Raw genomic sequence first — 19,799 nt, 5'->3', positions numbered from 1 at the left:
CCACCGCACTGGGACAATCGGTCACACACCCAAGGGAGTCATGACATGAACGCATCCATATCCAACAACAGGCCGGCCGCAACAGGCCATAGCAGTTACGCGCCCTATATCAAGGCCCGCTGGGGGCTCAAAAACCATTGGTTTCCGGCGCTATTCAGCGAAGAACTTAAAGAGGGTGAGTTCGATGCAACCACTCTCTGTGGTGAACCCATTTTGCTGCGCCGCGAGGCGGGCCAGGTACACGCGCTGGAGGACCGCTGTTGCCACCGCGGCGTGCCGCTGTCAAAAAAACCTTACTGCTTCAAGGAAGGCACGGTCACCTGCTGGTACCACGGCTACACCTACGGGCTCGGTGACGGCGAGCTGAAAACCATCATCGGCAGCCCTGATGACCCGTTGATTGGCAATGCCAGCATCAAAACTTATCCGGTCACTGAGGCGGCAGGCATGATCTTCGTGTTCGTCGGAGACGCCGACTTTGGCGAGCCCCCACCACTTTCCCACGACTTGCCCCCGCAGCTACGCGCAGCCGGAGAAGATCACTACTGCGCCCACCTGCTTAACCCCAATACCACCGTACGTGGCATCCGTCGCCAAGGTGCCGCTAACTGGCGCCTGGCCTCCGAGAATGGTTTTGATCCGGGGCATGTCCTGGTACATCAGGATTCTCCCTGGGTGTACGCCCAGGACTGGGCTCTGCCACTTGGTTTTCGACCAGTAACCGAACACGCGACCACCACCTTTGTTGAGAACAACGCACCGCGCGGCATCCTTAATGAGTATGTGCCTGGCGCCGATGGCGTCGCCCACTACGAGCCGGTGATGCACAACGAAATGCTCGACGTCTCAGCATTTGGGGGGCAAAACGTTCCCGCAGGGCTGCGTACCTCCATGTGGCTTCCCGGCGTCTTGCTGGTAGAGAACGCGCCCTACCCAGGCATGTCCATGTACGAGATGTATGTGCCCATTGATGACCAGACCTACCAGTACTGGGAGCTCATCGCCTGCGAAACGCCAACCCCCGAAGACGAGACAGCCTTCGTCGACCAGTACGAAAACTACCTCAAAAAAGCCATGTTTAATGATTTTAACGACCAGGACCTGGTTGCCCGTGACGCCATGCAACCGTTCTACGCGCAGGATGCCGGCTGGTCCGCTGAGCAATTGTGCTCACTCGACGCCGTCATCATTGGCTGGAGAAAGCTGGTGGCAGGCTACGCGCGTGGCATCCAAAGCCCGCCCAAGGAGCTCTCTCGACCACGTAAATCACGCACCCTATAACACAACATCACAGTGACAACCATCACGTTCATACCCCAGGAGTACATGCTATGAGCACACCCGACCCAACCCAATCCCAAGTCACCCCTCCAGCCCAAGGCGCAACCGCTGCCAAGAGCTACCAGCCCTATGTCGATGCCAAGTGGGGATTGAAGAACCACTGGTATCCGGCACTGTTTAGCCACGAGCTGGAAGAAGGCGCTTTCGGTTCCACCAAAATCTGCGGCGAACCCATTCTGCTACGACGAGAGAATAACCAGCTCTACGCACTCGAAGACCGCTGCTGCCACCGTGGTGTGCCGCTGTCGAAAAAACCCTACTGCTTTAAAGAAGGGATGGTTACCTGCTGGTACCACGGCTACACCTACGGCTTGAACGATGGCGAGCTCAAGACCATTCTCGCCGCACCCGATGACCCTCTGATCGGCAACGCATCGATCAAAACCTACCCGATCGTAGAGAAATACTCGATCATCTGGGTGTTTGTCGGCGATGCAGACTATGCGCCCATTCCACCGCTGGAATCCGACCTGCCACCACAAGAGTCCAAGGACTACGCCCACTACAGCCCTAACCTCACCGATGATGACGCCATCGTTCTCGGTATTCGCCGCAAAGGCGAATCCAACTGGCGCCTAGCGGTCGAGAACGGTTTCGATCCCGGGCATGTACTCATCCACTGGAAATCACCGCTCGTCTATGCCCACGACATGGCGATACCGCTGGGATTCAAACCCACCTCAGACGGTGCCGTCAAAGCATTCGAAGACCCCGATGGCCCCAAGGGCATGATGAACATGTACCCGCCCGATGCCGACGGCCACTCCCACTACGAACCCATTTTCGAGAACACCATGCTCAACGTGCGGGCTTCCGGCGGGACCCCAGCACTCGGACTACGCACCTCCATGTGGCTGCCCGGCGTGCTCAAAGTGGAAAACTTTCCATTTCCGGGGATCACCGCCCACGAAATGTACGTTCCCATTGATGACAAAAGTTACGAGTACTGGGAGCTATTGGTCAAAACCGCACCGACCAAAACCGAGCGCGATGAATTTACCGACCAATACGAAAACTACCTGCGTGACGCCGTCTTTCACGATTTCAACGACGACGATCTGTGGGCGCGGGATTCAATGCAGCCGTTTTATGAAAACGATGTCGGCTTCGCTGAAGAAAAGCTCTGCGCGATGGATGCCGTAATTGTGGCCTGGAGAAAGCTAGTGGCCCGTCATGCACGAGGTATTCAAACACCCCCCATGGAGCTTGGGACCAAGCGACGGAGATAAAAGATGACGAACCCCCAAGTGCTGATCCAGTTCGCCGACGACACCACCCGGCGCATCGAAGTAGCGCCAGACCAGACGGTGCTGCAGGCTGCGCTTGACGCCGGACTGCAACTGTTTCACCAGTGCAAAACCGGCAGTTGTGGTTCCTGCGTCGGCACCGTAGAGAACGGTGTGGTGCGCATGCGCAGCGACACCAGCATTGCACTGCTTCCCCGCGAGATCGAGCAGCGCAAGGTACTCACCTGCCTGGCGCAGCCAGAAAATGATGCGCATATCCGCATGGACTACGGGTTCAATGAGCTACAGCGGTATCGACCCCAGCGCTTCCGCGCTTGGGTCGAAGACATTCATCGGCTCAATGACTCGGTGGTTGAGCTGACCCTGGAGGTCGACGAAGCCGAACGCGATGCTCAGTTTCTTCCGGGGATGTACTACCTGTTGCGGGTGCCCAACACCGACATTTGGCGGCCCTATTCCATGAGCTCGACCGTGGAGCAGCTGCCATCCATGCGCTTTCTGATTCGGCTGCTCGACGACGGCGCGATGTCGACCTACCTGGAGAAAGAATGCGCCATTGATGCGGAGTTGGAGATCGACGGCCCCCATGGTGCATTCAAAATGCAGCAGCCGCCGCAAGGCCCCGTGGTGCTGATCGCCGGAGGCACTGGCCTCGCGCCGGTGCTGTCGATCCTCGACACTCTTGCGGAAATGCGCTGGCGGGCGCACCCCATCCACTTGCATTTCGGGGTGAACCGGCTAAGCGAGCTGTTTTATCTCGACGAACTAGCCGCGCGACTTGAATGGCTACCCAATCTGAATCTGCGGGTCACGCTAGTAGAGCCCCACACCGATTGGCAAGGCGCGCTGGGGTACGCCACCGAGGGGGTGCCCGATGCGGCATTGGGACCCGACACCGAGGTCTTTCTATGTGGCCCGCCGCCGATGGTAGACGCCGCCGTCAGCTCGCTCGAAGCACGCGGCATTCCCCCTGCCCACATTCATTTCGAATCCTTCATTCCAGCCCAGGAGGGCATATAACCCATGAGCCAACAACAGCCACCGGCCCCCGTCGAGGGGTATCAAGACATGGTGCACGCCGCCGAATCCCAATTCGATCGCGAGCAATTCAAACAGCTCCTCATGGACATGGTTAACATCCCAAGCCCCACCGGGGAAGAAGCCGAGCTGGCCCGCTACATGGCCGACCATATGACGGCCAACGGCCTCCAGGGGCAAACCCAATACTTGGACGACCAACAGGCGAATGCCATTGGGAAACTGCCCTCTCGCAGCAAACAAGGGCCGGAACTTCTACTGTATGCCTCCTTTGATACCCACCTCGGTGGCTCCGACGAAGAGGAGCGCTGGGCAGGACAGCCCTTGCCCAGCATGCTGCGCCCACAAGCCCGCCTTGAAGGCGATGAGATCAGCGGGCTCGGTGCAGAAAACCCCAAAGCCTACGCCGCCTGTGTGACCACCGCCGCCACCTGCATCGCCAAGGCGGGCTTGGAATTACCCGGCGAACTCACCGTCGGGTTGGGCGCGGGCGGCATGACCGCGCTGTCCAGACCGGGATTCAGTCGCCGCAATATCGGCCACGGCGCCGGGGTTATGTTTATGTTGCAGCGTGGCTATCGGCCTGACTACTGCGTCATGTGCAAACCGGTGTACGCGGTCGCCTGGGAAGAGGTCGGTATTTGCAACTTCACCATCCGTGTCAAAGGCGCCATGGGCTACGTTGGCGTGCGCCATATGATGCCGCAGGATCAAAACCCCTTCCCACAGGTGGCCAAGGTCATCGAAGCCCTTGAAGCCTGGTTTCCCACCTACACTGCCCGGCACACGTCAGGGCTGGTCGCCCCCCAGGGAGGCATTTCCGCCATTGAGGGTGGATGGCCACACAAGCCCATCATCACCACCGCCGATGTGGTATTGCACGTGGATATCAGACCCAGCCCCCGCACCGATCCGGTACAAGTAAAACGCGAATTACAAGCCATGTTGACCGAGCTATCGCAGCAACACCCCGACGTGGTCACAGAGCTTGAGGCAACCCTTGCGATTCCCGGGGCCACCACTTCGCCGGATAACTGGATCATTCAATCGATGATCCGAGCCTGGGAAGACGTGGAGCAAACCCCGCACGAACCCTTCCTGAATATGAGTGGTTACACCGATCTGTCGGTCATCCGCCAATGGGGCGTTCCGGCAGCTCGCCTGGGCGTGCCCTTCCGCCATCAGGAGCCGGACCCGGAAGATAGCTTGCCGATGAATCGGGTACACCTGGACGATTGCTACCGCTTGATTCAGGTGCTGATCCGTAGCGCCATCGACACCTGTAGCCGCCCCATCGAAATCACCCAGCAGTACCAATAGTTACTCGTATCCACACTCCAACTCTTCAGCAGGAGTCACGCATGGAACCACTTGAACTTGAGGACCAATTTGTTACTACCGAAGCCGGCTACCAGCTGCACTACCAAAGCGCGGGTACTGGCGAGCCGCTGATTTTCCTCCACGGTGGTGGCCCCGGAGCCACCAGCTTCGGCAACTTCTACTACAACGCACCGGCGTTCCTGGAACAGTACCAGTGTTTCTTCTACAACATGCCCGGCTACGGCCAATCCAGCAAGTTAGTGGTTGAGGCGCCGATGTACAGCTTCCACGCCAGCATGCTCGCTGAATTCATGGACCTGGTCGGCATCCCGCGAGCGCACCTGGTCTGTCAGTCCTTCGGCGGCTGTGCGGCCATCAAACTGGCGATCGACCACCCTGAGCGCGTCAATAAACTGGTATTGATGGGCGCCCAGCCGATGTTTGGCGGGGTTATTGATCCATTGAAACTGATGAGCAAACACGCGGCCAACATTATCCTCGACTACTACGGGGGCGAAGGTCCGACCCCAGAAAAGATGCGACGTTTACTGGCCGATTACGAGATGCACGATGACAGCAAGCTCACTGACTGGACGGTGAACGATCGCTTTGCCAACAGCACAGACCCGGAACTGCTTGAAGTCGCCCGCACTCCCGGTTTCATGGGGCAACCCGAATCGCTGCTCGGTGACTTGCACCGCAATGTCGTCCCCACCCTTTGCCTGTGGGGTCTGCACGACTGGTTTGGCGGCCCGGACGTGCCCCTGCTGTTTCTCAACCAGTTTGCAAACGCTCAATTGTTTATCGAAGGACAGGGCGCTCACCACTGGCAGACCGAACTACCCGAGCGCTTCAATCGCGTTGTGCTCAGCTACCTGAGTGAATAGACCATGACCTCCCGAACCCAACGTCTAATCGAGTTATGCGTGTCCTTGGGGCTGACGAGCGGATTACTCGCCGTTGCGGCCTTTTATCAACCCAAAGTGTCCCCTCCGCCCATCAGCCAGCCCGCGCAGGTGCCAACCGATCGCTACTACGGCATCACCGCTGTCCAGGGCAACACCTGGGTGGTGGGCGACGGCGGCAAGGTGCTGCACTCCATCGACGGAGGTGACAACTGGACAGTGCAACGCGGCTATGGGCACCCCGACTTGCAGGCGGTGGCGGCATGGGATGCCAAGCAAATCATTGCCGTTGGCAATGACAACCAAATCATCCGCAGCGAGGATGGCGGCCTAAACTGGTCATCCGTAAGGGAGGTTCCAAAGTCTCAGTGGAACAACAAGCTACTGCAAGTCCACCTGGATGCTAGCGGCACGGCCTGGGCCGTGGGCGCCGGTGGTGCCATTTTGCGTAGTGCTGACGTTGGCAAGCACTGGGAAGCCATGGTGGAGATGGAAGATATCACCTGGCATGGGGTAAGCAGCTGTGATCACGGCAGGCAGCTCATGGTCGTCGGTGAGTTCGGTCAGATTCTCTCCTCCATCGACGCTGGAACCACCTGGGTGACGATGCCGAGCGCCACAGATATCACCCTTACCTCGATTGGCTTGGACAACGCATGCCAAGGCCTGGCGGTTGGTTTACAGGGAACGGTGCTACGTCTATTCAACGGTCGCTGGCAACCTTTTGAACTGCCTGGGATGCAGGATGCGACGGCTTCTCTCCACTGGTTCGCCGTTGCCACAGCGGACAACCGCTGGTGGATCACCGGCGAGCACGGCGCGCTCATACAAATTGACTTACCCGAGCCCACCACAGGCCTAGCGCAAACCCAACGGCTTGAAACCGGATCGAGCGCAGCCTGGTTCACTGACATACAAGCGGCGGGCGACAAGCTACTGGTGGTTGGAGACGCCATCGTTAGCGCGATCCCAGACACCTCCTCTCTGATATCACGGCGATAGCCAAACTACTTGGGAAAACCGACTATGATAAACGCATTCGCGCAATGGAGCATTCGTCACCGCCGCATCCTAATGGCATTGACCGTGTTGATGACCATCGGTTTCCTGTGGAGCGCTACACGCCTGGAAATTGGCACCGAGTTCTCGGACCTGCAGCCAAGCGGTCACTCTTACATCGACACCAACAATCGATTCAAAGCAGGCTTCGGCAGTGAAAACCTGGTCAGCATTATGCTCGAGGTCAACGAAGGAGACCTGTTCGAACCCGATGTGCTCGCGGCCATAAAAGGGATTACCGACGGGCTGCGCAAGATACCAGGGGTGAACCCCCTGCAAATCACCTCCCTGGCCTCAAAGAAGCTGAAATCCATTCGCGCCTCCACCTATGGCATCGAGTCACAGCCCCTGATGTGGCCCGACCTGCCCTCCACGCCGCGGGAGATCGCCGAGTTACGTAGCCAGGTTATTGGCAACCCACTGGTGCATGGACGTTATGTCTCGCGGGATTTAACGGCGGCGCTGATCACCGTCGACTTCTTCGATCACTTAATCGATACCGAATCGCTGGCCAACGACGTGCAGCAACTCACCGAGCCCTACCGCTCCCCAACGCTGCAGGTGCGCGTGGTGGGAGAGCCCGTGATCAATAGCCTGGTGCTGCAGAAACTGCCCGAAACCATGCGTATTTCGTTGGCGATTGTAGGCGCGGTGGCGGTGCTGCTGTTGCTGGCAATGCGCACCTACCGGGGCATGTTATTGCCCCTTACCGCAGCCCTCGTGTCCGGCATTTGGGCGCTTGGCATTGTGTCGCTCCTGGGTTTCAGTTTGAACCCATTAGCCATCGTGATCAGCTTTGTAGTCTCTGCCCGAGCACTCTCTCACGCGGTGCAATTCACCTCTGCCTTCGAACAGGAACGACTGGCAGGCAATCTGGAACCAGAGTCCGCTGCAGTCGCCGTACTTTCCAAACTGTTTCGCCCCGGTATGCTGGGTCTTGCTACCGATGCGGGGGCAATTCTGGTGGTTGCCGCCACCCCCATCCCCTTCTTGCAGAAGGTGGCGCTCATCGGCACCATCTGGATCGGCGTCATGTTGTTTTGTGTTCTAACGCTGGTTCCCTTACTGCTGTCCTGGGTCAACGCTCCGGTGGAGCGGGCACGAGTACGCGTCTATAACCGGGATACCAACGCGCTCATGGAGCGTGGCTTGAGCCGAATCGCCGATATGGTCAACCACCGCCGTGGCCCCGCAGTCGTGTTAGGTGCTTGCGTGTTACTAATGCTGGCCACCGCTTACTATGCTCAGGGCATTCAAATCGGGGATGCAAGCCCAGGCTCGACAGTATTTTGGCAGGACTCGGAATACAACCAGGATGCAGCAGCGATTACCCAGCGCTTCCTCGGCGCAGACCACCTGTTCGTCGCGGTGGCAGGCGATGAGCCCGACACGCTCAAGCAACCGGCAGTGTTGCAACACATGTCGGATTTTCAGCGGGAGATAGGCCTCTTTCCGGAAGTCGCCGCAAATGTCTCAATCGCTGATATCGTGCGCCAGGTGAACGTCAGCCTGCATGAAGGCAATCCAAGGTTCGCAGACATTGGCAAAGTGCCAGAGATCAACAGTGAGTTAATCTACACCTATCTCGCCAGCTCCGACCCCGGTGACATCGAGCGCTACGCCGACACCGATTACAGTAACGGTGCCATCCATCTTCTGCTGACAGACAAACGCGGCGACACCATTCGCAACACTATCGCTAGGCTGGAAGACTACATCACCGATCACCCTCTGGAGGGCGCGCAATATCAGCTTGCCGGAGGCGTGGTGGGGGTCATTGCTGCGGTGAATCAGGTCATCCTGTCGACTCAAGTACAAAGCATCGCCCTCGCCCTGTTGGTGCTCTTCCTATTCTGTGCCCTCGCCTACCGCTCACCTCAAGCGGGCTTGTTTTTTCTACCCCTTGTGTTGATATCCAACCTCAGCACCTTCGCATTCATGGCTCATTACGGCATTGGCCTCAATATCAACACGCTGCCAGTGGCAGCACTCGGCATCGGGCTCGGCGTAGACTACGGATTTTACATCGTCGACCGTGTGCGCGAACGGTATCTGGTGTCTGGTGATCTGCGCGACAGTGTCCGATTCGCCCTCGCTACCGCGGGCCGCGGAGTGCTGATTACCGCGGCGACCATGATCACCAGCATGCTGTTCTGGTTTGCTTTTTCTTCCTTGCGATTCCAAGCGGAAATGGGGTTGTTAATCGCGCTGTGGATGGCCGTGTCTGCGCTCACCGCCTTGGTGTTAATCCCGGCGTTGATCCTGATGTTCAAACCGAGATTTATCGTCATGCAGCCCCCCATCGAGGCCAAGAGCACGTCCCCCACAGACACAGCGGGAAGCGCCACGTTTGGGAGCAATAAAACGGTGATGTGTAACCCAAAGACGAGTTAGAGCCGGTGTCTTTATTCATCAGAGCCACTCGGTTTCAACTAAGCAGTAGCGGTCTAATGAATCAGGACACCAACGACACTATAAAAAGGGCAAACAAAGGAGGGCACTTTACTGTCGGTGAGCATTCAGATATTCAGAGGGGGCAAGCATTTCCCAGCGTTTGAATGCTTTACGGAAATTGGCGATGTCGGAGTAACCCAGGGCAAACGAAATCTCCTGAATGGACATCTGGCCACTTTCCAGATACTGAATGGCAAGTTGATGACGAACCCCCTCTAGCACTGCCCGATAAGAGGTTCCTTCATCAACCAGCCGACGGTGTAGGGTTCTTGGGGTGATATGAAAACGCCGAGCAGTCATCTCGAGGGAAGGGAAACCATGACGGCTCTGCAACATTAGCCGACGCACCCGGGCCGACCAAGTCTGCTCGGTAGATAGCTGATCAAGCTCCTGTTGGCACACTTTCAGGGCTTCCTGAAAACTGATCTTATTGGCCATTTTAAGAGGAGTGTCGATGGCCGCTAACGGAAGGGTAAAACCAGCCAGATCCCGGTTATAAGCAACGGGGCAGCGAAACACACTTTCGGCCAGCCTTTCATCACCGTCAAAAGGAAAGGTAACTTCGCGGATTTCACTCGTGCCCATGGTGGTGAAATCCAGAACGTTGCGAATCGCCAAAACAGTGGCCTCTATTATCGAGCGCCGAACATCTTCCAGGGGGCGGTTCTCAAAAAAATCAAGCCTAAACTCCCCGTCTCGTTCAGAAGTTCCCACGGTGAGCAGGTCGGTTCGAAGAACCAGATAGTGCTGCAATAAATCAACAAGTTGCCGCACAGATCCGCTACTCAGTGCAGCATAGCCAACAATACCGTGAGTATTGATGAGCAACCGCTCTCCAACCATCAGCCCTAAGGTCTTGTCATTGCTAAAACGGCCTGCATCCAACACCAATTGCCGGAAAGTAAGCCAAGGCATCGTAATCTGGGGTTTTACGAATTTGTCGGGATTGATCCCAAGATGCTCCAACCAAGCGGCGGTAGGCACGCCCAAGTCTTCAGCGATTGAATCGTTCAATGTAAGCGTTGTGTTGGCTTCCCAGGCTGGACTAAATCAGCGTTATCCGCTTTTCGGTTGCCCACTCTACCAAGTCCTGTGGTATGTACTCCGGGCCGTTATCACAGCAAAGGGCTGCGGGCTTACCGCGCCATTCAATGGCCGGGGCAAAAGGCCGTATTAACCAAACCGACGGTAGCGACAAGTCGGCCTCAATACCCAATCCCTCGAGGTTGTAGTCGTCGATCACATTGACGGTTCAGGGCCGTGGACACATTGAGCTCGCCGGGGTAACCTCACTTGATGCGATAGACCTCGCAGGCCAGCCTAATGCTAATGCCATGCTTGGCAACGCCAAAATGTCCGTACAGCTTTCCCTCAAGCGATCACTGAAGAATCACGGAATTCATCCTATCCTGAAACGGTGAAAGTAAAATTCTCGGCTCAAATCTCGTTTATTTATCGGCGAAATAACAACCAATAAAGTGTCATTATTTTACCCAGGCTAAACATACGCCGCTTCAATGAGTCGAAAAATTGGCGGCATTATAGTTACAGATGCCCCGTCTTTACGTAAATCAAAGCCCCCTCTTCTTTGGTGAAGGGACTATGCCGGCTTAGATGAGGGCTACGTAGCCATGAGCCTTTAGGATAGCGTCCATGCTCATCATGGAAAGTACCCTCTAACACAAAAATTTCTTCTCCACCCCAATGCTGATGAGCAGTAAATTGTGTGTTTGGCGCCCACTTCACCAAAGCGACGTGTTCACTTTCAAATTCATGCAATGGCATCACTTTTAGGCCACCGACTAGCCCCTGAAACCATGGTTGCGTTTGAGTATCGATCACCTTTTGCTCTGTATCTTTTTCGTCGAACTGCTGCAATTTAACGAAAATAGTCGCCCCCTCCTTACCGATTTTAGGGGTGTGTGATGAGCCAATAGGGTTGCGTACATAACTGCCTTTGCCATAGCGTTGATGCTCATCAGAGAACACGCCTTCAAGCACAAAAAACTCTTCTCCACCGGAATGAATATGTGGCGAGAACTCACTAAAAGGCTCATAGCGAACGATCGATGTGGCACGTGCAGTTTCGCCACCCACCCTATCGAGCATCATTCGTTGCACACCCGGCATCGGGGATTCAACCCAGTGATAGTCACTAGGTTGAACCACGATGCGTTGTGAAAAATCTGCATTTATTCGTATCGTCATGTTGCGTGCCTAACCTATTTTTTAGTTCCTACCCGCCATAACGCCCCCATCTACATCCCAAATAGCGCCAGTTACCCAGCTGGATCCAGAATTTAAGAGAAACATAATGCTATTCGCAATATCATCGGGTGACCCTATTCGACCGATCGGATGAAAGTCATTAAATCCTGCTAAGGCATCATCCATTTCCGCGGGGTCAATAAATGCTTCATAAATGGGCGTTTTTACCACCGCAGGAGAGACGGCGTTAACTCTAATATTGTATTCAGCGAGTTCCATTGCCATATGTTGCGTTAAAGCATGCAAACCAGCTTTAGCCATTGAGTACGCAGAAGAAGGTGTTGCTTTAATCGCTTGCTTAGCCCACATAGAACCAACATTCACAACAGCCCCACCACCGTTATCGATCATGTTCCTTGTGACGGATTGACTGATAAAAAACATAGCGCGATTTACTACAGAATAAGTATCATAGTCATCTACTGTGTGCTCAATAAATGGCTTAGGGTTAAAATATCCCGCAGCGTTTACAAGGTATTTTATGTGCCGCTCCTCGTTGTTTATTTTGTTATTAACGGCATCTACATCACTTTGATCATAGAGATTAGCCTGTATTGTTTCTACCGCATCGCTATTAGCAATGGTCTCAAGCTCTGCTTTAGCCGCTTTCAGCTTCGCCTCATTTCTTCCCAAAATGACCGTCTTGATACCCTGAGCGACTAATTGCTTTGCGGTTGCCAGGCCTATGCCACTGGATCCACCAATAATCAAAGCAATACTAGAATTTTTCATGTCATATCTCCTAGAGGTGTTATTTGATAGAGACAATTTAGACAATCATTGAGACAATAAGAAAGTAAGCACCTTTGGGTAAGGTAGGCACTTTTGGGTATATCTTCATGAAAGATAAAGAAAAAAAATTCTCAAGAACAGAGGCTCCACACAAAAGCGCCCAGATGGTTGAGGCAATCTATGGCTGCAAATGGTCTCTTACCGTATACCAATTACTTGCCAGAGGCATTAATAGGCCGGGAGAAATGGTACGTAGCGTTGAAGGCTTAACGACAAAGGTGCTTAATCAGTGCTTAAAAAGAAATATTGAGTTCGGCATTCTTGAGCGCGTTTCTTATAACGAAGTACCTCCTAGAGTTGAGTACAAGGTCACTGTATTTGGAGAAAAATTCATGGAGATTTTAGATGAACTTGAAAAGCTACAGCGTGCAATTGAAAAACAAATATAACTGAGCAATCGAAGGCTGCTAATTCGAATATCTACAACACCCTGTTTGCGCACCACTCTAGTTTAGGGTTGCCGCGCTTCACCCATTCACCCTACCTTTTCCCTGCGCCCTGTGGTTCACTGCCGGCATCACGCTTCTGAACACGGTACGCTATGCCTACACTCAAATGCCCTAGTTGCGAGCAAGCCCTTCGCCTTTCCGATAACAGCTGGCGCTGCGATAACGGTCACCAGTTTGACCGCGCCAAACGTGGCTACACCAATCTGTTACTAGCACAGCAACGCCGCTCCCGTTCTCCTGGGGACGACAAAGCCATGGTGCAGGCGCGCACGTCATTTCTTGAATTGGGCCGTTATCAGCCGCTAGCAGACGCCCTGCTGGCCCACCTGCCAGATGAAGAGCCCGCTTGGCTAGATATTGGCTGCGGTGAAGGCTGGTACAGCGATCAGTTTGCCCAGCGACTAGGGGCAGTGAATGGTGTGGGCGTGGATATTTCCAAGTTCGCCGTGGATGCCGCCGCTAAGCGTAACAAGCGAGTCACTTGGCTGGTGGCGAGCGGCGCGCGCCTGCCTCTGTTTGATGCCAGCCAGCAACGAGTATTTGTACTGTTCACTCGCCTGTTTGTGGATGATATCGCCCGGGTGCTGCAACCTGGCGGGGAGTTAATGGTTGTGGGCACCGGTGAAACGCACCTGCTACCGTTACGCGAAGCCCTCTATGACGATGTGCGCCAGAGTGGCTTTGATGCGGGCAAGTTTCTAGATAATCGCTTTGAGCTACTTTCCAGCGAGACCCTGCATTGCCAGTGGATACCCGAGTCAGAAGAAGAGCTGCGCAACTTGCTCGCTATGACGCCTCACCATTGGCGCGCACGGCCCGAAGCTAAGGCTGGCATTGGCACCCTCGCGGGCAAGCCCATGAACGGGCATTTTGTGATTCAACGCTGGCGGCGTGTGGCGTAGTCGCTCTCGTATTCGATAAAGTGAGGTGTCCGATTACGCCTTTGGGGCTAACGAGAAACACCTCGCTCCTTCTTCGTTTCAGCTGTTAGCCTTCCCAACCACTCTCCTCAGATAACCCAGCAAATCATCCGCATTGCTCACCGGTGCCCGGTACGCTAAATGCCCATCCGGCCGCATCAACCAAAGCCGGCCTTTATCGCCAAAGGCGCTAGCGAACTCGCCCTCATGGTCACGCCAGATACGGGTGGTGCCTTCACGGGGCACGTCATCATCGGCGGTGGCACGCGCCGCAATCACGGTCAGATGCACGCTTTCGCGATACTCTTGCCCGAGTCGCTCACTCAGCGCATACATCACCAGCCGCTCGTTATGCTCAGGACTCTCACTCAGCTGCAATAACAAATGATGCACGGGCTTACGCAGCAAGCCATGCAACTGATGCAGATGCCCGGTCCGCACGGATTTCAGCGCCGCATCCGGTAGCCGATCCCCCGGTAGCGGCCCTTGATGCCGCCAACCAACATCCGCTTCCGGGCCATAGGTAACCAGCGGCGAGTTGCGATAGTGCACATTCAACTGACTGGCAGTGCGCAACAAACGACTGGAGATATTACGACGGCTACCCGCCAGTTTCAGCAGCGAATCCCGGCTGCGTCGCAGCATCGGCAACTTCACCAATGAAGCCCGCGATAGCATGTCCACGCCGTACAACATTTTCTCCGCCACCGGGCGCCGTTCCTGCTCATAACTGTCTAGCAAAGCGCCCTGCCCAAATCCTTTCAGATAAAACGCCAGTTTCCAGCTCAGGTTGAAGGCATCAGCCAGGCCCGTATTCATCCCTTGTGCGCCCAGCGGGCTTTGCACATGGGCCGCATCCCCGGCCAGAAACACCCGGTTGCGGCGAAAATGCTGGGCCAGCCGGCGCTGCACGGAAAACTGGCTGAGCCAACGGGGTTCACCCAGATTCGGTGCCTCCCCCAGAATCGACGTGAGCCGTTCAGTGAAGAGAGCTAAACTTAACGGCAATGTCGGCGGCTCGCGACGGGCCATAATCAACCGCCAGCCCTGCGGCAGCGGCAATGCCAATAACAAGCCTTCTTCCTGCAGGAACCCGTGAGAGCGATCATTACTCCAAGGGGCCTCCCAGAGCACATCCGCCAACAGGAAATGTTCCTTATAATCCACGCCATTGAAACCAATGCCCAGCTGTTCCCGGACGATAGAACCCACACCATCGGCACCGACCAGCAATTCGCACTGCAGCTTCTGCACATCCGAACCCTGACGAATACGCGCCTCGACGCCGCGACCATCCTGACGAAAATCCAGCAGCTCCGCGCTGCGGATCAATTCCCCCCCCAGCATCCGGTAACGATCAATCAGCACGGTTTCCACCTCGGATTGCGGGCAACTGAGCACCCACGGGTATGGCGCTTTCAAAGTGGTGAGATCCAACTCCAAGAGAAAACCCTTATCGCCATACACTGATACCGCCTTGAGCCGCCTCGACACCTTACGAATCGACGGCAGCACCTCCAGCGCATCGAAAATCTCCAGCGTTCGAGCATGTAACCCCAAGGCGCGCGAATACGGCGATGGCGCATCCAGCCTGTCAATAATGCAACAATCAATGCCATGACGGCGCAAACCAATACCCAGCGCCAACCCAGTAGGGCCGGCACCAACAATCAATACCTGCGCTGTGCGGTTCTCGGTAACGGCGATGGTACACTCTCCTTATGTCACTCCCGGTTGGCATAAAGGCCCCGGGGCAATCCGGCTTGTTCGACGGCGCGCTTGGGCACACCCATGGGTAGCGCCTGCAACAGCCGCGCCAACACGGCAACGTTTGACCCGAGTTCATCATGGCACAACCTGCAACACCGACGGTGCGCAAAATTATCCACGTGGACTGCGACTGCTTCTATGCCGCCGTGGAAATGCGCGATGATCCTGCGTTGCGCGGCCGGCCCGTGGCGGTGGGCGGCGACCCACACCGGCGCGGCGTGATTGCCACCTGCAATTACCCGGCCCGGCAATTTGGTGTGCATTCGGCCATGGCCTCATCCCAGGCTCTACGGCGCTGCCCAGAGCTGGTTATTGTGCCTCCGAATTTCGATAAATACCGCAAAGTTTCAACCCAGATTCATGATATTTTCCGTCGTTATACCAGTCTGATTGAACCCCTGTCCCTGGATGAAGCGTATCTAGATGTAAGCACCAGCGAACAATTCGAGAACAGCGCCACACGGATTGCTCAAGCATTACGCTTAGATGTTCGCCGGGAAGTGGGGATTACCGTCTCTGCCGGCGTCGGCCCTAATAAATTTCTGGCCAAGGTGGCCAGCGACTGGCGCAAACCCGACGGATTGTTCGTGATTCCTCCAGCCCAGGTTGAAGCCTTTGTGACAGCCCTGCCTGTTGGGAAAATTTCCGGGGTGGGCCGGGTCACTGGCGAGCGCATGAAAGGACTGAACCTGAAAACCTGTGGCGACCTGCAACAGCTGAGCCGTCTGGAATTAGGTCAACATTTCGGTAGTTTTGGAGAGCGCCTTTACCATCTGTGCCGGGGAGAAGACAGCCGCCCGATCCAGACAGGCCGGCGACGCAAGTCCGTTTCTGTGGAACGTACTTACGAAAAGGATCAGCCCACCCTCACCGACTGGCTGAGAGAGCTGGAGGGGCTGCTTGAAAAGTTAAAGGAGCGGTTTGCCAAGTTGGACCAGCATTACCTGATCAGCGGGCTAACCGCCAAAGTAAAGTATCAGGATTTTATCAGCATGAGCTGTGACAAGGCCGGCACCGACTTGGAGCCGGCCCATTTCGAAGCCTTGTTTTGCCAGTTATGGGAACGTCGGGAAGGCCCCGCCAGGCTACTGGGCATCGGTGCTCGACTACGCGACCTGAAAGCTCCCCAGCAACCAGATCTGTTCCCGGAAGAAAGGGACAAGGCTATGCACAACCAACGTAATAAGCTTTGAAGCCATTAAAAGTTCAAAACACGAACCAACCACACAGCCCTACAGAAAACAAAGCCTTCTGTATTAAGAGGCCTTCTGTATTAAGCGCTCATAAACTCAACGCGCAGCTCCCTACGCCCTTGGCTGGCAGCAAGGCCAAGCGTGTAGATAGGCGCCTCGTGTTGCGTCCTTAGTGCACCCGCAGACAAACCCTGTCATGCAAATCCGCCGGGATCAGCCCATCCATCAACTCTCGGCCACGACGCTGTACCGGCTCCATTTGCCCATCTAAATAGGCATCCAGCGTAGCGACACAATCGGCGCAATAGGTGACCGTAGCCGAGTCTGGGTGCTCGCAAGCCGCTCTAACGGCCTGTTCCAGTTGGTTCAAATATTTGAGCAACATGCTTTGCTCCTAAGTCTCACTCTCTACAAGGGCCTATTCAGCGGCCCTAGAAACTGATCAAGCCTGATTGATAATGACGACAATTCGATGACAACGGCTTGTCGTAGATCAATGTAACCGATCGTACTGCTTGTGTCGGGAAAGCTTTGCACACAGAGTTCTGAAAACCCGTATCAGCCTCGATATTTATATCCGACGCACGTGTCATCACGTCGTTCCCGGCCGAAATGTAAAAATCACAGCCTACCGACAAACGCAACCGCCCAGGTTTGCCCCTGGTTGAAACCGAGTTTCCCACCCCAACTACTCCTTTGTCACCCGGACTACGGTACTCTCTCGGGACTCTCAGAAAGAGACGCTCCAAAAGAACGCTATGTGTGTCTTAAAATACCTGACGATTTACAACGGACCGACCCTATGACCGAAACGGTATCGACCATTGTGGCGCCGGAAGGCAGCCTGGAAGTGCTTAGCCAGCATGAAGTGGAGCGCCTGCGCGACACCTCCGGTAGCGGGCTACACGATTTACTGCGCCGCTGCGCCCTGGCCGTGCTCAACTGCGGCACCCCCACCGACGACAGCCGACAGGTGCTGGAAACCTATCACGACTTTGAAATTGAAGTGATTCAGGAAGATCGTGGCCTACGCCTAAAACTGGACAATGCGCCTGCTGGCGCCTTCGTGGACGGGCGCATGATTCGCGGTATCCGCGAGCACCTATCAGCGGTGTTGCGCGATATCGTTTACGTGGCCAACGAGATTCAAAACAATGACCGTTTCAACCTGACCAGCAGCGAAGGAATTACCAATGCAGTGTTCCATATTCTGCGTAACGCTGGGGTACTTAAAGCCGGGTCATCGCCGAATATCGTGGTCTGCTGGGGCGGGCACAGCATCTCACGCCACGAATACGATTACAGCAAGAGCGTGGGCTACCAGCTAGGGCTACGGCACAAAGACATCTGCACCGGTTGCGGCCCTGGAGCCATGAAAGGCCCCATGAAAGGGGCGCACGTGGCTCATGCCAAACAACGGGAAAAAGAAGGCCGCTATCTGGGCATTTCCGAGCCCGGCATTATTGCCGCCGAAGCGCCCAACCCCATCGTTAACGAGCTGGTCATTATGCCGGATATCGAAAAGCGACTGGAAGCGTTTTTGCGACTGGCCCACGGCATCATTATCTTTCCCGGCGGGGTTGGCACCACCGAAGAAATTCTTTATTTATTAGGCGTACTGCTGCACCCAGACAATGCGGATATACCGCTGCCCATGGTGCTCACCGGCCCAGCCAGCAGCGCCGACTACTTCCGGCAAGTCGATGCCTTTATTCGCTATACCTTGGGTGAAAAAGCAACGGAACGTTATAAAATCATTATTGATGATCCGGAAGCGGTGGCTTTGGACATGTGCCACGGCATGGACCGCTTAACCTTATTCCGCCGGGATAATGATGATGCCTTTTACTTTAATTGGCGCCTTAATGTGCCGCTGGAATTTCAGCACCCCTTCTTGCCCACCCACGAGGCCATGGCAGCGTTGAACCTTAGCACCGATCAGCCGGTTCACGAACTGGCCGCCAACCTGCGCCGTGCCTTCTCCGGCATCGTCGCCGGTAATGTTAAAGAGCATGGAATTCAGGCCATAGAAAAACACGGCCCCTACAAGCTTCACGCCCCTAACGCGCTAATGATTCATTTGGACGAGCTACTTAAAGCTTTTGTAGAACAACAACGCATGAAACTGCCTGGCAGCCATTACGAACCATGCTATGAGTTAGTGAGCTAACAGGTAGCGGCTACATTGACACAAAAAAGCCCCGCAAAGCGGGGCTTTTTTGTGTTGCGGGTACCATGACGCATGTTGCGTCTTTTGTTACCGCGGCTGCATACGGATAGCACCATCGATACGGATGGTTTCACCGTTAAGGAACGTGTTCTCGATCATGTGACACACTAGCTGACCGTATTCCTTAGGGTGTCCCAAGCGCTTCGGGAACTGAGTCATTTCGATCAGCGGCTGTTTCACCTTGTCCGGTGCCGCATTCAACAACGGGGTATTAAAAATACCTGGGGCGATAGTGTTACAACGAATGCCCAGCGGAGCCAAATCACGAGCGATGGGAAGCGTCATGCCGACCACGCCACCTTTGGTTGCCGCATAAGCGGCCTGGCCAACCTGACCATCGAATGCAGCCACAGACGCAGTGTTCACAATCAGGCCGCGCTCATTGTCTTCATCCGGCTCATTCTCAGCCATAGCAGCTGCCGCGAGACGGGCCACGTTGAAAGTGCCGACCAGGTTGATCTGCACCACCATGTTGAACACACCCAGGTCATGGGGCTTGTTCTCACGGCCCACAACTTTCATGGCCGAGCCCACACCAGCGCAATTCACGCACACATGAATGGCACCGAATTTAGCCATCGTGGCATCCACGGCAGCTTTCACGGAAGCTTCGTCTGTCACGTCAGTCTGGGTAAAGGCAGCATTATCACCAAGCTGGTCCGCGACTTCCGGGCCGCGCTTGTCGTCACGGTCAAAAATCATGACCTTGCCACCCTTGGCAATAATCGCTTCTGCTGTCGCCTGGCCCAGGCCTGAAGCACCACCAGTAATCACGGCCACTTTATCGGTAATATTCATATGCTCTCCTTCTTG

At 55.3% G+C, this 19,799-nt stretch carries 17 protein-coding genes and 1 pseudogene; 11 read left to right on the top strand and 7 right to left on the bottom strand.

Annotation, left to right across the window (positions count from 1 at the left end; all coding sequences use genetic code 11):
• Positions 1–45 precede the first annotated feature (45 nt).
• Genes ABO_RS03475 through ABO_RS03445 form a run of 7 tightly spaced genes read left to right on the top strand, consistent with a single transcriptional unit; the run spans position 46 to position 9,304 of the window.
• A complete protein-coding gene (locus tag ABO_RS03475; RefSeq protein ID WP_011587957.1) occupies positions 46–1,281 on the top strand; it encodes a Rieske 2Fe-2S domain-containing protein in 1,236 nt (411 codons plus the stop codon).
• Positions 1,282–1,331: 50 nt separating this feature from the next.
• On the top strand, positions 1,332–2,570 hold the full coding sequence (locus ABO_RS03470; protein ID WP_011587956.1) for a Rieske 2Fe-2S domain-containing protein: 1,239 nt from the start codon (positions 1,332–1,334) through the stop codon (positions 2,568–2,570).
• 3 nt (positions 2,571–2,573) lie between these two features.
• Positions 2,574–3,608, top strand: coding sequence for a ring-hydroxylating dioxygenase ferredoxin reductase family protein (locus tag ABO_RS03465; protein ID WP_011587955.1), 1,035 nt, complete (start codon positions 2,574–2,576; stop codon positions 3,606–3,608).
• A gap of 3 nt (positions 3,609–3,611) precedes the next feature.
• On the top strand, positions 3,612–4,946 hold the full coding sequence (locus ABO_RS03460; protein ID WP_011587954.1) for a M20 family metallopeptidase: 1,335 nt from the start codon (positions 3,612–3,614) through the stop codon (positions 4,944–4,946).
• Between the two features lie 41 nt (positions 4,947–4,987).
• Positions 4,988–5,833 carry an alpha/beta fold hydrolase gene (locus ABO_RS03455; protein WP_011587953.1) on the top strand — a complete coding sequence of 282 codons (846 nt, stop codon included), beginning with the start codon at positions 4,988–4,990 and terminating at the stop codon, positions 5,831–5,833.
• Between the two features lie 3 nt (positions 5,834–5,836).
• Positions 5,837–6,853, top strand: coding sequence for a WD40/YVTN/BNR-like repeat-containing protein (locus tag ABO_RS03450; protein WP_011587952.1), 1,017 nt, complete (start codon positions 5,837–5,839; stop codon positions 6,851–6,853).
• Between the two features lie 24 nt (positions 6,854–6,877).
• Positions 6,878–9,304 (top strand): efflux RND transporter permease subunit, encoded by a 2,427-nt coding sequence (locus ABO_RS03445; protein ID WP_035460932.1) that lies wholly within the window; start codon positions 6,878–6,880, stop codon positions 9,302–9,304.
• A gap of 108 nt (positions 9,305–9,412) precedes the next feature.
• On the opposite strand, the gene ABO_RS03440 is transcribed toward ABO_RS03445, so the two are convergent.
• The 4 genes and pseudogenes from ABO_RS03440 to ABO_RS03425 all read right to left on the bottom strand — a co-directional run bounded on the left by ABO_RS03440 (position 9,413) and on the right by ABO_RS03425 (position 12,364).
• Positions 9,413–10,378, bottom strand: coding sequence for an AraC family transcriptional regulator (locus ABO_RS03440; protein WP_046961697.1), 966 nt, complete (start codon positions 10,376–10,378; stop codon positions 9,413–9,415).
• Positions 10,362–10,616 (bottom strand): annotated as a pseudogene (locus ABO_RS03435) (IS3 family transposase); the annotation flags it as partial. The gene ABO_RS03440 and the pseudogene ABO_RS03435, both read right to left, overlap by 17 nt.
• Before the next feature lie 293 nt (positions 10,617–10,909).
• Positions 10,910–11,572 carry a cupin domain-containing protein gene (locus tag ABO_RS03430; protein ID WP_011587949.1) on the bottom strand — a complete coding sequence of 221 codons (663 nt, stop codon included), beginning with the start codon at positions 11,570–11,572 and terminating at the stop codon, positions 10,910–10,912.
• A gap of 21 nt (positions 11,573–11,593) precedes the next feature.
• Positions 11,594–12,364, bottom strand: a complete 771-nt coding sequence (locus tag ABO_RS03425) for an SDR family NAD(P)-dependent oxidoreductase (RefSeq protein ID WP_011587948.1) — start codon at positions 12,362–12,364, stop codon at positions 11,594–11,596.
• A 107-nt stretch (positions 12,365–12,471) separates the two neighbouring features.
• Here ABO_RS03425 and ABO_RS03420 point away from each other — a divergent pair, with 107 nt between their 5' ends.
• Positions 12,472–12,813: a winged helix-turn-helix transcriptional regulator gene (locus ABO_RS03420; protein ID WP_041705244.1), complete on the top strand. Its 342-nt coding sequence runs from the start codon at positions 12,472–12,474 to the stop codon at positions 12,811–12,813.
• Between the two features lie 152 nt (positions 12,814–12,965).
• Positions 12,966–13,775 (top strand): putative RNA methyltransferase, encoded by an 810-nt coding sequence (locus ABO_RS03415; RefSeq protein WP_011587946.1) that lies wholly within the window; start codon positions 12,966–12,968, stop codon positions 13,773–13,775.
• 78 nt (positions 13,776–13,853) lie between these two features.
• Here the strand turns inward: ABO_RS03415 and ABO_RS03410 are convergent, their stop codons facing one another.
• A complete protein-coding gene (locus ABO_RS03410) occupies positions 13,854–15,467 on the bottom strand; it encodes an FAD-dependent monooxygenase (protein ID WP_046961693.1) in 1,614 nt (537 codons plus the stop codon).
• Positions 15,468–15,640: 173 nt separating this feature from the next.
• Here ABO_RS03410 and dinB point away from each other — a divergent pair, with 173 nt between their 5' ends.
• The gene (gene dinB, locus ABO_RS03405; protein WP_011587944.1) at positions 15,641–16,756 is read left to right on the top strand and encodes a DNA polymerase IV; all 1,116 of its coding nucleotides are present in this window, start codon (positions 15,641–15,643) and stop codon (positions 16,754–16,756) included.
• 169 nt (positions 16,757–16,925) lie between these two features.
• Here dinB and ABO_RS03400 read toward each other — a convergent pair whose 3' ends face one another.
• A complete protein-coding gene (locus tag ABO_RS03400; RefSeq protein WP_011587943.1) occupies positions 16,926–17,141 on the bottom strand; it encodes a hypothetical protein in 216 nt (71 codons plus the stop codon).
• 417 nt (positions 17,142–17,558) lie between these two features.
• Here ABO_RS03400 and ppnN point away from each other — a divergent pair, with 417 nt between their 5' ends.
• Positions 17,559–18,926: a nucleotide 5'-monophosphate nucleosidase PpnN gene (gene ppnN / locus ABO_RS03395; protein WP_035460705.1), complete on the top strand. Its 1,368-nt coding sequence runs from the start codon at positions 17,559–17,561 to the stop codon at positions 18,924–18,926.
• 87 nt (positions 18,927–19,013) lie between these two features.
• Here the strand turns inward: ppnN and ABO_RS03390 are convergent, their stop codons facing one another.
• Entirely contained in the window at positions 19,014–19,784 is a 771-nt protein-coding gene (locus tag ABO_RS03390) for a 3-hydroxyacyl-CoA dehydrogenase (protein WP_011587941.1), read from the bottom strand.
• Between the last annotated feature and the right edge of the window lie 15 nt (positions 19,785–19,799).

It is taken from the genome of Alcanivorax borkumensis SK2 (genome assembly GCF_000009365.1).
In the GTDB taxonomy this organism is placed as follows: Bacteria; Pseudomonadota; Gammaproteobacteria; order Pseudomonadales; family Alcanivoracaceae; genus Alcanivorax; species Alcanivorax borkumensis.
This window is presented reverse-complemented; position numbering and strand designations above follow the sequence as displayed.

Bases quoted from the DNA above. Each gene is read 5' to 3' on its own strand.
- ABO_RS03475 (WP_011587957.1), top strand. From the start codon at position 46: ATGAACGCATCCATATCCAACAACAGGCCGGCCGCAACAGGCCATAGC.
- ABO_RS03470 (WP_011587956.1), top strand. From the start codon at position 1,332: ATGAGCACACCCGACCCAACCCAATCCCAAGTCACCCCTCCAGCCCAA.
- ABO_RS03465 (WP_011587955.1), top strand. From the start codon at position 2,574: ATGACGAACCCCCAAGTGCTGATCCAGTTCGCCGACGACACCACCCGG.
- ABO_RS03460 (WP_011587954.1), top strand. From the start codon at position 3,612: ATGAGCCAACAACAGCCACCGGCCCCCGTCGAGGGGTATCAAGACATG.
- ABO_RS03455 (WP_011587953.1), top strand. From the start codon at position 4,988: ATGGAACCACTTGAACTTGAGGACCAATTTGTTACTACCGAAGCCGGC.
- ABO_RS03450 (WP_011587952.1), top strand. From the start codon at position 5,837: ATGACCTCCCGAACCCAACGTCTAATCGAGTTATGCGTGTCCTTGGGG.
- ABO_RS03445 (WP_035460932.1), top strand. From the start codon at position 6,878: ATGATAAACGCATTCGCGCAATGGAGCATTCGTCACCGCCGCATCCTA.
- ABO_RS03430 (WP_011587949.1), bottom strand. From the start codon at position 11,572: ATGACGATACGAATAAATGCAGATTTTTCACAACGCATCGTGGTTCAA.
- ABO_RS03425 (WP_011587948.1), bottom strand. From the start codon at position 12,364: ATGAAAAATTCTAGTATTGCTTTGATTATTGGTGGATCCAGTGGCATA.
- ABO_RS03420 (WP_041705244.1), top strand. From the start codon at position 12,472: ATGAAAGATAAAGAAAAAAAATTCTCAAGAACAGAGGCTCCACACAAA.
- ABO_RS03415 (WP_011587946.1), top strand. From the start codon at position 12,966: ATGCCTACACTCAAATGCCCTAGTTGCGAGCAAGCCCTTCGCCTTTCC.
- dinB (WP_011587944.1), top strand. From the start codon at position 15,641: ATGGCACAACCTGCAACACCGACGGTGCGCAAAATTATCCACGTGGAC.
- ABO_RS03400 (WP_011587943.1), bottom strand. From the start codon at position 17,141: ATGTTGCTCAAATATTTGAACCAACTGGAACAGGCCGTTAGAGCGGCT.
- ppnN (WP_035460705.1), top strand. From the start codon at position 17,559: ATGACCGAAACGGTATCGACCATTGTGGCGCCGGAAGGCAGCCTGGAA.
- ABO_RS03390 (WP_011587941.1), bottom strand. From the start codon at position 19,784: ATGAATATTACCGATAAAGTGGCCGTGATTACTGGTGGTGCTTCAGGC.